Source organism: Pseudoalteromonas sp. SM9913 (assembly GCF_000184065.1).
Lineage (GTDB): Bacteria > Pseudomonadota > Gammaproteobacteria > Enterobacterales > Alteromonadaceae > Pseudoalteromonas > Pseudoalteromonas tetraodonis.
In genome coordinates this window covers 550,619-564,706 of record NC_014800.1, presented here as the reverse complement: position 1 = coordinate 564,706, position 14,088 = coordinate 550,619, and the positions used below count along the sequence as shown (strand labels likewise).

The 14,088-nt window shown below is 39.5% G+C and carries 10 protein-coding genes; 2 read left to right on the top strand and 8 right to left on the bottom strand.

What is annotated here, in order from left to right; all coding sequences use genetic code 11:
- Nucleotides 1-20 precede the first annotated feature (20 nt).
- Genes PSM_RS17690 through PSM_RS17670 form a run of 5 tightly spaced genes read right to left on the bottom strand, consistent with a single transcriptional unit; the run spans nt 21 to nt 9,118 of the window.
- On the bottom strand, nt 21-2,546 hold the full coding sequence (locus PSM_RS17690; RefSeq protein ID WP_013463239.1) for a glycogen/starch/alpha-glucan phosphorylase: 2,526 nt from the start codon (nt 2,544-2,546) through the stop codon (nt 21-23).
- Nucleotides 2,539-4,602 carry a glycogen debranching protein GlgX gene (gene glgX / locus PSM_RS17685; protein ID WP_013463238.1) on the bottom strand — a complete coding sequence of 688 codons (2,064 nt, stop codon included), beginning with the start codon at nt 4,600-4,602 and terminating at the stop codon, nt 2,539-2,541. Before glgX ends, PSM_RS17690 begins: the two co-directional genes overlap by 8 nt.
- Nucleotides 4,595-6,817 (bottom strand): 1,4-alpha-glucan branching protein GlgB, encoded by a 2,223-nt coding sequence (gene glgB, locus PSM_RS17680; RefSeq protein ID WP_013463237.1) that lies wholly within the window; start codon nt 6,815-6,817, stop codon nt 4,595-4,597. Before glgB ends, glgX begins: the two co-directional genes overlap by 8 nt.
- Nucleotides 6,818-8,806: a 4-alpha-glucanotransferase gene (malQ, locus tag PSM_RS17675; RefSeq protein WP_013463236.1), complete on the bottom strand. Its 1,989-nt coding sequence runs from the start codon at nt 8,804-8,806 to the stop codon at nt 6,818-6,820.
- 9 nt (nt 8,807-8,815) lie between these two features.
- The gene (locus PSM_RS17670; protein WP_013463235.1) at nt 8,816-9,118 is read right to left on the bottom strand and encodes an isoamylase early set domain-containing protein; all 303 of its coding nucleotides are present in this window, start codon (nt 9,116-9,118) and stop codon (nt 8,816-8,818) included.
- A 384-nt stretch (nt 9,119-9,502) separates the two neighbouring features.
- On the opposite strand from PSM_RS17670, the gene PSM_RS17665 reads away from it, so the two are divergent.
- Nucleotides 9,503-10,426, top strand: a complete 924-nt coding sequence (locus tag PSM_RS17665; protein ID WP_013463233.1) for a hypothetical protein — start codon at nt 9,503-9,505, stop codon at nt 10,424-10,426.
- Between the two features lies 1 nt (nt 10,427).
- Here the strand turns inward: PSM_RS17665 and PSM_RS17660 are convergent, their stop codons facing one another.
- The 3 genes from PSM_RS17660 to PSM_RS17650 form a co-directional block, all read right to left on the bottom strand.
- The gene (locus PSM_RS17660) at nt 10,428-11,453 is read right to left on the bottom strand and encodes a GGDEF domain-containing protein (RefSeq protein WP_013463232.1); all 1,026 of its coding nucleotides are present in this window, start codon (nt 11,451-11,453) and stop codon (nt 10,428-10,430) included.
- A gap of 149 nt (nt 11,454-11,602) precedes the next feature.
- On the bottom strand, nt 11,603-11,977 hold the full coding sequence (locus PSM_RS17655; RefSeq protein WP_008112502.1) for a hypothetical protein: 375 nt from the start codon (nt 11,975-11,977) through the stop codon (nt 11,603-11,605).
- Between the two features lie 256 nt (nt 11,978-12,233).
- On the bottom strand, nt 12,234-12,662 hold the full coding sequence (locus PSM_RS17650) for an Lrp/AsnC family transcriptional regulator (RefSeq protein WP_013463231.1): 429 nt from the start codon (nt 12,660-12,662) through the stop codon (nt 12,234-12,236).
- Nucleotides 12,663-12,853: 191 nt separating this feature from the next.
- On the opposite strand from PSM_RS17650, the gene PSM_RS17645 reads away from it, so the two are divergent.
- Complete coding sequence (locus tag PSM_RS17645; protein WP_013463230.1) at nt 12,854-14,059, top strand: aspartate aminotransferase family protein; 1,206 nt, start codon at nt 12,854-12,856, stop codon at nt 14,057-14,059.
- Nucleotides 14,060-14,088: the final 29 nt, after the last annotated feature.

The following is a 14,088-nucleotide window of genomic DNA, read 5'->3' as shown; positions in this document are numbered from 1 at the left end:
ATTACTCTCTCCGTTTAGTGTCAGCTGTTAGTGTCAGTGTTTGTTTTTACTGTTTGGTGTGTGGTATCTAGTGGAGTTAAATGCCATATATCATCACAATATTGACTAATTGTTCTGTCACTAGAAAATGAGCCACTGGCGGCAGTATTTAAAATACTCATTTGAGTCCAGTAGGTTTGATCTGCATAGGCTTTATCAACATCACGTTGCGCAGCTATATAGCTGGCAAAGTCATGAGCGGTTAACCAAGGATCGTTGTTACCTTTAATGCCATTAATCACATCGTCAAATAAGCCAGGTTCAAATAGATTGAAATGGCCACTTTCGAGTAAGTGCATCACACTATTCAAATCAGGGTTATTCGCAATTATTTCACTGGGGTTATAATGCGCTTTTATGTCGTCAATGTGCTCAGCTTGTGCGCCAAATAAGAAGAAGTTCTCAGCCCCAACAGCGTCACGTATTTCAATATTAGCGCCATCTAGGGTGCCTATTGTTAGCGCGCCATTCATCATAAACTTCATGTTGCCGGTACCTGAGGCCTCTTTGCCTGCTGTTGACACTTGCTCCGATAAGTCCGTTGCAGGGCAAATGGTTTCCATGGCGGTGACATTATAATTAGGTAAAAACGCGACTCTTAGAAAAGCAGATACCTGTGGGTCTTTATTGATCACCTCAGCAACATTATTAATGAGTTTAATGATTTTTTTAGCCATCATGTAACCCGGTGCTGCTTTACCACCTAATAAAACGCAACGAGGCACCATACCTTGTGTGTCGCCACGGCGTATGCGGTCATATAAATGAATAACGTGTAAAATGTTAAGTAACTGGCGCTTATATTCGTGAATACGTTTTACCTGCACATCAAATAGCATATTAATATCAAACTCTACGCCACATCTTTGTTTTACTAAATCAACTAAGCGTTGTTTGTTTTGCTGTTTTGCTTGCTGCCACTTTATATGAAACTGCGGGTCATCGTAGTAACGACGTAATTGGCTAATTTGTGCAAAATCACCTATCCAGTCTTTGCCTATTTTTTCGCTAATGATCTGGCTTAAACTCGGATTGCAGTATGCAAGCCAGCGCCGTGGAGTAACACCATTGGTTTTGTTGTTAAATTTATCAGGCCATAGCGCATAAAAATCTTTAAACAAACCCGCGGTTAATAACTGCGTGTGTAGTGCTGCCACACCATTAACAGAATAGCTGCCGACAATGGCTAAAAAGGCCATACGTATTTGCGGCTCGCCCCCTTCTTCAATTAATGATAAATCCCGTTGTTTTTGCACATCACCTGGCCAATGCATGGCCACCTCGGCTAAAAAGCGGGCATTAATTTCATAAATAATCTCTAAAATACGCGGTAATAATTTAGCAAATAACGATACCGACCACTTCTCTAATGCCTCTGGTAGTAAAGTATGATTTGTGTAAGCCATGGTTTTGGTGGTGATATTCCATGCCTGATCCCAATCCAGTTCATGGTCATCAACTAAAATTCGCATAAGCTCGGCAACCGCAATACTTGGGTGGGTATCGTTAAGCTGAAACACATGATGCTGAGCAAATTCAGTAAAATCATTACCGTATTGTTCAATCCATTGTGTAAGTACATCTTGAATACTTGCCGATGATAAAAAGTATTGTTGACGTAATCTCAGCTCTTTACCATTTTCACTGCTGTCGTTAGGGTACAACACCATGGTTATTTGCTCAGCGAGATTTTTTTGTGCTACCGCTTCAGAATAACTTCCAGCATTAAATTCTGTTAAGTTAAATTCGTCCGTTGCTTCAGACTTCCAAAGTCTAAGGGTATTAACAATATTATTTTTATAGCCCGGAATAGGTACATCATAAGGCACTGCTAATACATCTTGAGAACTGATCCATTGGCGATGCTCACGGCCAAATTTATCGGTGTAGCTTTGTACATAACCAGAAAACTTAACCCGTTTAGCTTGCTCCGGTGCGCTCAATTCCCAAGGATGACCTTCTCGTAACCAGTTATCTGGTTGCTCAACCTGATTACCCTCTTTTATTGACTGATTAAACATGCCATATTCATAACGAATACCGTAACCGACCACTGGCAGCGCTAAACTGGCACAGCTATCTAAAAAACAGGCCGCTAGTCGCCCTAAGCCGCCATTGCCTAAACCGGCATCATGCTCAGCTTGTTCAACACTTTCAAGCTCAGTACAGTAAGCTTGCAGTGCCTTTGTAACTTGTGATTCTAAATCTAAATTTAATACTGCATTACCCAGCGCTCTGCCCATTAAAAACTCTAACGATAAATAGGCTGTTTTACGGCGTTTTTGTTGTTTTATTTGTTGATTGGTTTCCCTACAGCGTGCCACTAACCGGTCTCTGATCGTCAGTGCTAATGCATGATACAAATACAGCTGTGACTCGCCCACCACATCACGCCCTAAGGTGTAATAAAAGTGTCGTGTTAAATCATCACTTAAAGTACTTTCGTCAATCACTGGGCCTGCTTGCCAGCCTTTTACTACACACACTTGCTCGTCTTGCTTAGTCATAATCATCGCCTTCTAAATTGGCACTAAAAACCCAACTACTTTGTGCTGAAATATTTACGGTTGCATCTTCTTGAATAACAGATGATGCGTTATTTACACTTGATAATACTAACGTCCATGGCGCGATAATGGGCGATTGTGGTAATTGGCAGACCACAGGCTGTTTACTAGCATTAAGAATAATTAATAACGCATGCTTATTTTGCTTATCAAGTAAGCTATACATTAAAAATTGCCGTGTATCTTCATGCCAATGTGTTTCATCCATTTTTTTACCTTGCTCGGTAAACCACTTAACGGTGAAGCGCTCATCAATATCATCCAAAAACACACTGTGTTTAAATGCACTGTGACCACGCCTGATTTTTAGCGCATCATCAATAAACTGAATCAATGAATGATTCAGTTGTGAGTCTTTCCAGGCAAGCCAGCTGGTGCGATTATTTTGACAGTAAGCGTTATTATTACCGCCTTGCGAGTGCGCCATCTCACTGCCAGCGGCTATCATTGGCACGCCTTTGGAGAGTAATAAGGTGAGTAGAAAGTTTTTTTGTTGTTGTAAGCGCAAACTCATTACTTCTGGGTCGCTGGTAAATCCCTCAATCCCGCAGTTAAACGAATAATTAGCGCTATGGCCATCTTGGTTGTTTTCACCATTGGCCTGGTTATGTTTTTGCTCATAACTGACTAAGTCGGCTAACGTAAACCCATCATGGCTGGTAATAAAGTTAATGCTATTTAGCGGGCCTCGGTTACTGTGTTCAAAAATATCAAACGAGCCATGTAAACGCTTTGCGACATCACTAATAATGCCTTTTTCACTTTGCCAAAAGCGTTTAATCACATCACGATATTGATCGTTCCACTCTCGCCAAGGTGAAGGAAATGCACCAAGCTGATAACCACCAGGGCCTATATCCCACGGCTCACTGATCAGTTTAACTTTATTTAACACAGGATCTTGGGCAATTGCTTGTAAAAAGGTGTGAGACGCACTAAAGCCCGTATTTGAACGCGCTAAAATGGTGGCTAAATCAAATCGAAAGCCATCAACGCCCATAACTTCAACCCAGTAACGTAAGCTGTCGAGTACCAATTGTAAGGTTTTAGGGTGATCGATATTTAACGTATTGCCACACCCTGTATCATTAATATAAACATTGGGTTGCCCCTCAATGGTGCGATAATATGTCAGGTTGTCGAGCCCTCGCAGAGATAAAATAGGGCCATCATTTCCTCCCTCTGCGGTGTGGTTGTATACCACATCCAAAATAACTTCAATATTGGCGCGATGTAACTCACTCACCATTTGTTTAAATTCGTTTATATCGTCATTAACCAAATAGTCTTTATGAGGAGTAAAAAAATTAAGACTATTATAGCCCCAGTAATTTTGCAGTCCTTTAGCGGTTAAAAACTGTTCGCTTATAAAAGCATGCACAGGCAAAAGCTCAATAGCCGTTACCCCTAAACTTTTTAAATGCTCAATAAAACTGGGATGACTCAAACCTAAAAATGTCCCTTGTAGCGCTTTAGGGATATCAGGATGGCGACAGGTAGCACCTTTAACATGGCACTCATAAATAACGGTATTGGCCCAACTATGCTGTGGCTTATTATTTGAATAAGCAACCGGCGCAGTCACTTTTGATTTAGGCATATCTATCGCATTATTAACCACGCTTTTAGTGCCAATGGGCATTTGCCCGTAATGACGTTCGCTCCAAGTAAATTCGTTAAACAAGTCTTTTGCATACGGATCAATCAGTAATTTATGCTCATTAAACAACATGCCTTTTTCTGGGCTGTATTCGCCATCAACCCTAAAGCCATACAATGCGCCTGTGCTTAATGGGGCTATGTGAATGCTCCATACGCCGCCTTCATTAATATTCATGGCTATTTTTAATATTTCTGTATGACCACTTTTATCAAATAAGCACACAAAAGCTTGGCTTGCATTAGGGGCATACAAGGCAAAGTTAACGCCTTGGTTTTGTACACTCGAACCCAGTGGCAAAGGCGCACCCTGAGTAACCTCAAAGCAATTACTCATCATTCACCTTTTCTAAGTAAAGTGTGGTTAAGCCACCAATATTAACTGTAATACTGTGATCAAACCCATGACTTGGCTGAACGACTGAATGGATAAGCTGGTTTTTATCCTCTGTGACACGATAACCTGAGCCAAAAAAGCAAACTTCATCGGTATTTAATACCACTTTATATGTGCCCTTCGCTGGCACACCTAAGGTGTAGTGTTGATAAGCCGTTGGTGTAAAGTTAGCGACAATAACCATAAAGTGGTCAGCATTTTTAGCATAACGAATAAAGCTAAACATACTCTGCTGGCTGTTATTATTATCTATCCATGAAAAGCCCGTTGCACAGCTATCAAGCTCATATAAAGATGGATGCGCTTGATACACTTGATTAAGACGTTTAACCGTATGCTGAATCCCTTGATGGCTTTGATGCTCAAGCAAGTGCCAGTCTAGTGAATGGTCATGATCCCACTCTTTGCGCTGTGCTATTTCGGCGCCCATAAACAGTAATTTTTTGCCTGGATGTGCCCACATAAACGCATAATAAGCACGTAAGTTTGCAAACTGCTGCCAATCGTCACCGGGCATTTTGTTTAGTAGTGATCCCTTGCCATGCACCACTTCATCATGACTGAGCGGTAAAATATAATTTTCACTAAATGCATACACCATAGAAAATGTCATTTTATGATGGTGATATTTTCTAAATAACGGATCTTGCTGCATATAATCTAAGCTGTCATTCATCCAGCCCATATTCCATTTATAACCAAAACCTAAGCCATTGTGTTCAACACTTTGCGTGACCCCAGGCCAAGCCGTTGACTCCTCGGCAACCATCATAATGCCGGGGTTATTTTTATAACTGCGTAAGTTCACTTGTTTTAGGCACTCTATTGCCCCTAAGTTTTCTCGACCGCCATAACAATTAGCTACCCACTGTCCTTCTTTACGACTGTAATCAAGGTAAAGCATTGACGCCACCGCATCTACACGCAGTCCGTCTATGCCAAATTGGCTAAGCCAATACATCGCATTAGAAATTAAAAAGCTTTTTACTTCAGGGCGGTCATAATTATAAATATAGGTGTTCCAATCAGGATGAAACCCTTGGCGCATATCAGCGTGTTCGTATAAATGGGTGCCATCAAAGCAATGTAAGCCATGTGGGTCGCTTGGAAAGTGCCCAGGAACCCAATCAAGTAATATGCCTATGTTAGCTTTATGACATTGCTCAACTAAGTATTTAAAGCTGTTGTAATCACCAAAGCGGCTCGTAGGTGCAAACAGCCCTACTGGCTGATAACCCCAAGAGCCATCAAACGGGTATTCACTGATCGGCATAAGTTGTAAATGCGTGAACCCCATTTCAATCACGTAGCCTACAAGCTTATCTGCAAGCTCGGTGTAGCTTAAGTAACGGTTATGCTCAGCGCGTTGCCAAGAGCCTAAGTGCACTTCATAAATACTAATAGCGGCATCAATATGATTACGCTTTTGGCGATTTATAATCGCTTGTTCACTTAGCAAAATAGGCGCTGGTTTGTACTGTAATATACTGGCAGTGCCCGGTGCTTGCTGCATTTTAAATGCAAAAGGATCGGCTTTATCTAAAACTTCGCCACTGAGCGTAGTAATAGCAAATTTGTAGCACATGTCTGCACTTAAACCCGGGATAAATAATTCCCATACCCCACTTGCCGGATGAAATCGCATAAAATGGCGATTCGCTTGCCAAAAATTAAACTCACCAATAACCGATACACTGGCGGCATTAGGCGCCCACACACAAAAACGAACACCATCTACCCCTTGTTGTGTAGTAAATTGCGCACCTAGGTGAGTATAAGCATGCTCAAGGCTACCTTCGTTAAACAAGTACATAGCCTGTTCATCCAATGTACTGCTGAAGCTGTATTCATCATAAAATCTAACATCGCTATTTTCATAACTAACCTGGCATTGGTAAACACTGCTAGGCATGCTTGATAACTCAGCGATAAATAAATCACTGTGTTTATAGCGTAACGCGCTAATAACTTGACCATCAATTAACAGTTCGACGCGTAATGCCGCTGGCAAATACACGCGTATTTCAGTGCCACTTTGGGTGTTGTGCGCGCCTAAAAAACTAAACGGGTCTTTAAATCGCCCTGCAGTTAATGCGTTTACCTGTGCGTCATAATCAACTAATTGCGTTGATACCCTATTTTTAGTACTGCCCATTTACGCATTCCTTATTGAATGTATTGCAGCCAAAAGAGCAGCATTATCTTTAAAAATATCGTCGCACGTATGTGTGAGTACCCGTCGCCAATTAGGATACTCTTTATCGGTGCCAGGAATATTGACTGGGTAGTGTTGCTTGTCTAAATCATCAAGCTGTAATGCAAATAAACGAGACGGCGATTTAGCTAAACATACAGCCAAAGTGCTATAAACGTCAAAAGCATCCGTGTTAAGTGACAAGGAAGTGTTTTGTGGGTTTAAAAAGCGTAATAACCGGTGTTGCTCTTGCTCTCGCTGCTGAACTAACTGCTGATACTCATCAGTATCAATCAGCCCATACTGCTGTTTAATTTTTAAATCGCTATGCTGCCACCAGCCCACAAATGGCGGTACATCATGATTGGCTATCATCAGCAGGCATTGATCGCTAAGGTCATCGCTGTTTACAAACTCATCATTTTGTTGTTTTTCAAAATAAAATAAGCTGTTTGAGAAAATGCCACTATCAACCAGTGCCTCTTTTACCTCCGGTGGAACAACCCCTAAATCTTCGCCTATTACTATGGCCTGATTAAGATGAGATTCAATTTTTAAAATTGCTAATAAATGCTCAAATGGGTAGTACACATAACAGCCATCTTGGGTATTATTGTTTATGAAACACCACCACAAACGCCTAATCGCCATTACATGGTCGATTCGTAACCCGCCTACTGCATCCATATTGGCGCGTATGAGTGAACGATAAAACTGATAGTTATTGTCAGCAAGGCGCTGCGGGTTTATTGCTGGCAGCCCCCAATTTTGGCCGTTAGGTGCCCAAGGATCTGGTGGTGCGCCAAGGGTTGCATCTTGACTAAATAATCCCTGCTGATATTTAAATTCAGTGCCCTCATTAGCACAGCCCACCGCTAAATCATTAATTAAACCAATCGCCATCCCTTGGGCAATACAATGCTGTTGGCATTGCGTAAGTTGGCTGTGTGCTTGCCATTGGAGGTAATATTCAAATGTGGGCTCTGTGGTTTCTAACATAGCAAGTACATCACTGTACTGTTTACAAAACGCACTAAATTCGTTTTGCCGTGCTTGACTGCCCTGTTGTTGAAAATGCTTAAAAAGCAGCTTAAAAGCAGCATATTTACACTCAGTAACCGTTTTATAATCAATAAAGGCTACACCTTGGTCGCTGTATTTACTTGAGGTATTAGCAGATAACAACTTAGTTAAATCCGAATTGTTAAAGCTGTCTGGCGATAAATTAATTGCGATATATAGCGGATTGAGTAAGGCACGATTGTTTGGGTTGTAGGGGCTGGCGCACTCAGGGTTATCTGCAAACAATAAGTGCAATGGGTTAAGTAAAATATAGTCCATATTTTGCTTTGCACATAAGGTTGCCAACTCAAGTAAATCACTAAAATCGCCAATCCCGAGTCCGGCTTTATTTTTTAATGTATATAACTGAATTGATAAGCCAAAGCGTTTTTTATCCGCTATTTGGTAGGCTTGTTTAGGGGTCGACCAAATTTGTGTTTTCGCTGATTGCTCACCCATCGTTAATAACGCATCATAATAGCCGGTTGGTAAATGCGTCAGTGGTAGCGCTATTTCTATATAACGACACCCATTTACAAAGTACTCACCTAATGCTGCATACTGAGCAATGTGTTCAAATTGCAGCTTTATATTTAATGCTGCCACAGTTAATGTAATTTTGTGATGCGTATCAGCTTCATTAACACGCACCTTTAGCACATTACTAGCCTGATCTATTATGCTAACAGCAGGTGCGAGTGTTAACCACGTAGCCGCATCCAATTGATAATTTAACTGGGTTATTTGCGCCGTATCACGTGTGTCAACGCCACAGCAGTGCAAAGCAGATTTACGGGTGTCTTCGCTAAATATAACGTGTTCACCCGTATACTTAGTGTATTCGTAACCAATACCATGCAAATAAAACAATTGCGATAGTGCGTCCATTCAGCGACCTTAATTAATGCGTTGTGTATTTACTATACTATTTTCTGTACCAAAATTATTAGCAATATACCCATCAGCCTGATGATCGTTATCCCACTGTTTACCATTTATTAAATAGCGAAAATGAAACTCTTTATCAACGGGAAGACGTTGCTTGCATTTAAATACACCAAGCTTTTTGTTGTGCTTCATTGGCACCGGCTGCCAATCATTAAATTCTCCAAGTAAACAGACATCATCTGCATCTGGGTGAGAAAATTCAAAGGTTACTTCTGCTTCATTTTTTGTTTTAAAAAAGCGTTTATTCAACATAATAGGCTCCAACTAAACCATAAGGGTTATTCATCTTTGCCACAGGCCAAACAGCTTAAAAAGGCGATGTGGAATCCATTCATTCACATAAAAACAGCTTTAAAGTTAATCAAAACTTTATTTACGCATTATTACAGTGCGTTATTTATTTTACCGCACTGGTTTGGTGCAATTTTAACCATTAAAACTGATTTTTAAGTAAGCACTGCAACTGAGCAACTTTTAAACCAACTACACCATAACAGCTAATTAATTTGCTTTTGTCCTTAAACACATACTTATTAATTTTTATTACTACATTAAAACTATAAAAACCTTTAGCTTAACAACATCATCAGCGATAATAACTATCTACTCAGCCAACCCGATGAACACTTAAATACAATGTTGAAAAAAAGCATCCTTATTACTTCTGTTATCGTCTTTAGCATCATTACGGCTGTTGTAGGCAGTTCAATTTATACACTATATAGTAAAAAGGTGGTCTCTGTAGACCCAAAACTAAAAGAAATTTCAGGCATTGAGTTTGATAAACATAAACGGCTTTGGGCTATTAACGATAGTGGCGACGAGCCTAAGCTTTATAGGCTCAATGACGATGGTTCAATTGCAAAAGAAGTACTCGTCACGAATGCAAAAAATATAGACTGGGAAGATATGACGCAAAATAAGTTTGGTCATTTCTTTTTAGGCGACTTTGGTAATAATAAAAATGAACGTAAATGGCTAACAATTTATAAAATAGAAAACCCCATAGATATAAAAACCAATACAACAGAAGCTGAAATTATAAAGTTTACCTACCCAGAATTAGATGGCAGCCCAATACAACCTGATCAACGTAATTATGACTTAGAAGCGTTTGTGGCTTTTGGTCGACATTTATACTTGTTTACTAAAAATCGCACAGAGCCATTCGATGGAATTACTAACGTTTACAAAGTAGGTGACCATGCAGCGAATTTTGATGCCCAGCTGATAGATTCATTTAAAACGTGCACCACCATGGAAAAGCTTTGCTGGATCACATCCGCAGCACTTAGCCCAGATAGAACAAAGCTCGCACTATTAGATTCAACCAGTATTTGGCTGTTTGAAAACTTTAAAGGCGATAAGTTTTTCTCTGGCGATGTATTTAAAATTGACTTAGGTATTGTAACCCAAAAAGAGGCAATCACCTTTTATGATGACAATACCATCGCCTTTACCGATGAAGAATTCAAAGGCATTGGCGGCAATGTTTATTTTATAAAGCTCGACCAAGTAACCAAAGTGAAAGTGCAGCGAAGCCATCCTCAGCCGCAGTAGTTTAAAATAAATCTATTTCTGAGGAATTAACTTGTACACTGATTAAGTTCTCGGCAAGTAAATCTTCATAGATACAAAATTTATCTCGGCCATTATTTTTTGCATAATAAAGCGCTTTATCTGCGCTTTCTAGCACTGCAATTGGAAAATCATAAGGACTAATACGCGCTAAACCAGCACTGATCGTCATATTTTCAACAAAAGGAAACGATGTATCTCTAATGAGCTGTATAAATTCAGCCATTTTATTACTGATTGAGTCAGCGTCTGTGGGCTCAAAAACAATCACGAATTCTTCCCCACCAAAACGAAAAATTAAATCTGTTGAGCGAAAAAAGTGACGCATTTTTTGCGCTAATACGAGTAACACTTCATCTCCACAGATATGACCGTATTGATCATTTATATTTTTAAAATGATCAATATCTAAAATAGCCAGCCAAGATGTTGATGCCTGCTTTTGTTGCCTTTTATCCTTATCTCGGGATGAGCCGTGCATTTTTAATACTTGTTTTTCAATTAGCTGTTTTATTTTTTTCTCAAATGTCTGTCTATTTAACAGCCCCGTTAATTTATCTCTTTCGTTTTCATGGAGTATCACTAAATAGTTTTCAAATATGCGGCAAAAAGCATTTAGCATCACTTGAGCCGAACTATCTAAACTTTTTGAAACCACAGAAATGGCAGCAACTGTTTTTTCTTGGCGGGTAATGGGGAGCCAACGGCGTTCAATTCCATCGGCAGACTGAACAGTAATAATACAGGCAGAACGTAAACACGATAGAAGTTCATCCTCAGGCTGTGCAACAATTTGTCGTTGTACCCACTCGAATTGCTTTTCACCCGTGACTTTTAAGCAAAGACTTTGCTCAATAGTCAGTTGGCCTTGAACTTCTATATCTTTATAAACTGAGACTTCTTTACAGCCTATAAATTCTTGGATGGTCGATATCAAACTATATTCAAGAGAATCTACATCTCTATTTTTTGTTATTTTGATGACTGAATTCAGTAAATTTTCTTGCATTGTACTCCCTAAAGCAAACTGGGCGTTTGAGCATTAATAAAATTTAGCATAGACCACGCAGTGGAATATGCTAAATAAAAATTAAAGCATCAATGCTCATCCAGTTTAGGAGCCGCATTATTAATAGATTAAGAACTGTAAGTGCTATTTTAGCTATTGGTCATGCAATTAATAAACTTCTCAGAGAGCTGTGTTATAGCCACTTTATCAGTGTACATAGGCTCGTTATTTTTTATTATAAACTCAGCACATTGTGCTTGAGATTGTTTGAATTTTTGCTTACATGAATTTACCGATTCGCCAATTACTTCTTGGTAGATGCTTTCATCACACAAGCTATCGGCAAATTGACTCGCCCCGGTAATAATTTCATTAATGCTGACAGGAGAGGATTCTAATTTGAAGAATATATCGCTGTAAGTTTCAACCGTTATGCTCTGTGCAGGGTCAAATAAAGTCGCTTTTGCACTTAAATATGAGCCACCTATTAATAATGCCACAGCAGCCATTGTTGTGTATTTCATAACTTTTCCTTGTAAAGTCTTTGCGCAGTGGTGCCAAAAACGTCCTATTTCACTCACACCTTATTAGCCAATGCTAATAAGATTAATAACTGTATTGATGAGATTTTTTAAGTACTGGAGGATTGCAACAAATGCAGGGCTATAAACCTATTGATTTGGTTAAAAACATTCCTTGTTCCTAATATCAAGTAGACTACAATCAAGTTAGCTTAAATGCAAATAATTAATGCTCACTGAATGTACTAAATAAATCGAATTAACGCTTAAATTTAGTCTCTAAAATAACCGATGAACGGGTACGCTCTACCCCATCTAAGTTACCAATATCATCCAGCAAGTGGCTTAACTGCTCAAGGTTCTGTGCTTCTACAATAGCAATTAAATCAAACTCTCCACTAATTGCATACAACTGAGAAATCGCATCAATTTGCTTTAATTCAATATTAGTTTTTGTTGTTAGCTTCTGTTTTACTTTTATTGAAACATGCGCAGAGACCAAGCTATTTAAAAAGTCATCTCCAAAGTCAACGCTATAACCCTTAATGATCCCACTTTGCTCTAATTTTAGCATTCGGCTTTGCACCGTTGAACGAGATAAACTCAAATGCCTTGCAAGATCAGAAATGCTAGCGCGGGCGTTCGTTTTTAATACTGAGAGTAGTTTTTCATCTTGGGGAGTTATCATAATGCTAATTAAATTCGTTAATTTGACTATTATTCTAATCATTTTTCACAAAATAGCACTGCAAATTTCATTCATAACCTTTGATAATGACATTTTTAATAAGTAAAACACATTGTATTGCTGAATCATCCTGACCTTATCGTTATTTTTTCAGCAACGTATTTTTTTATGTGAATAATTTAGGTGTAAAAATGCAAGTAACCAGAGATTTATTTAACGACGTAATGGTCCCTAATTACAACCCTTCAGCTGTTGTTCCTGTTCGCGGTGAAGGCTCACGTGTGTGGGATCAGAACAATAACGAATTTATCGATTTTGCCGGTGGTATTGCAGTTAATTGTTTAGGGCATTGCCATCCTGCATTAGTCGGTGCACTTAAAGAGCAAGGCGAAAAAATTTGGCACTTATCAAATGTAATGACCAATGAGCCAGCTCTTCGTCTAGCTAAAAAAATGGTTGATGCCACGTTTGCTGAAAAAGTTTACTTTGCAAACTCAGGGGCTGAAGCAAACGAAGCAGCATTAAAATTAGCACGTCGCTTTGCACTGGATAAATTTGGTGCTGAAAAAACTAAAATTATTGCTTTCAATAAAGGTTTTCATGGTCGTACATTTTTCACTGTGACAGTGGGTGGCCAAGCTGCTTATTCTGACGGTTTTGGTCCAAAACCTGCTGATATCGTGCATTGTGACTACAATGATATTGCCGCTTTTGAAGCCTTAATTGGTGATGATACCTGTGCGGTAATGATGGAGCCATTACAAGGTGAAGGCGGCATTGTGCCACCAACCAATGAATTTGCACAAAAAGTACGTGAACTGTGTACTAAACACAACGCACTACTTATTTTTGATGAAGTGCAAACCGGCGTTGGCCGTACAGGTCACTTATACGCATACGAAGGCTTAGATGTTATTCCTGATATCTTAACGACGGCTAAAGCCTTAGGTGGCGGTTTTCCAATTGGCGCTATGATCACCACCACGGAAATTGCAGCACACCTAAAAGTAGGCACGCATGGTTCTACATATGGTGGTAACCCGTTGGCTTGTGCTGTTGCAGAAGCGGCATTTGATACCGTTAATACGCCTGCTGTATTAGATGGCGTAAAAGAGCGTGAACAAATGTTCCGTGATGGTTTAAATGCAATTAATGAAAAATACCATGTATTTAGCGAAGTCCGTGGTAAAGGCTTACTAATCGGTGCGGTATTAAATGAGAAATTTGAAGGCCGTGCTCGTGACTTTTTAGTAGCAAGTGCAAATAACGGCTTAATGAACTTAGTAGCCGGTATGAACGTTATTCGTTTTACACCTTCATTAGTGATCCCATTTGAGGACATTAAAGAAGGCTTAGCTCGCTTTGAAAAAGCAGTAAGAGATGTAGTAAACGGTTAATAACTAAGTAAAACATAACTAAGTCCTGA

Bases quoted from the DNA above. Each gene is read 5' to 3' on its own strand.
- PSM_RS17655 (WP_008112502.1), bottom strand. From the start codon at position 11,977: ATGAAATACACAACAATGGCTGCTGTGGCATTATTAATAGGTGGCTCA.
- glgB (WP_013463237.1), bottom strand. From the start codon at position 6,817: ATGGGCAGTACTAAAAATAGGGTATCAACGCAATTAGTTGATTATGAC.
- PSM_RS17645 (WP_013463230.1), top strand. From the start codon at position 12,854: ATGCAAGTAACCAGAGATTTATTTAACGACGTAATGGTCCCTAATTAC.
- PSM_RS17665 (WP_013463233.1), top strand. From the start codon at position 9,503: ATGTTGAAAAAAAGCATCCTTATTACTTCTGTTATCGTCTTTAGCATC.
- PSM_RS17650 (WP_013463231.1), bottom strand. From the start codon at position 12,662: ATGATAACTCCCCAAGATGAAAAACTACTCTCAGTATTAAAAACGAAC.
- PSM_RS17670 (WP_013463235.1), bottom strand. From the start codon at position 9,118: ATGTTGAATAAACGCTTTTTTAAAACAAAAAATGAAGCAGAAGTAACC.
- PSM_RS17690 (WP_013463239.1), bottom strand. From the start codon at position 2,546: ATGACTAAGCAAGACGAGCAAGTGTGTGTAGTAAAAGGCTGGCAAGCA.
- PSM_RS17660 (WP_013463232.1), bottom strand. From the start codon at position 11,453: ATGCAAGAAAATTTACTGAATTCAGTCATCAAAATAACAAAAAATAGA.
- glgX (WP_013463238.1), bottom strand. From the start codon at position 4,602: ATGAGTAATTGCTTTGAGGTTACTCAGGGTGCGCCTTTGCCACTGGGT.
- malQ (WP_013463236.1), bottom strand. From the start codon at position 8,806: ATGGACGCACTATCGCAATTGTTTTATTTGCATGGTATTGGTTACGAA.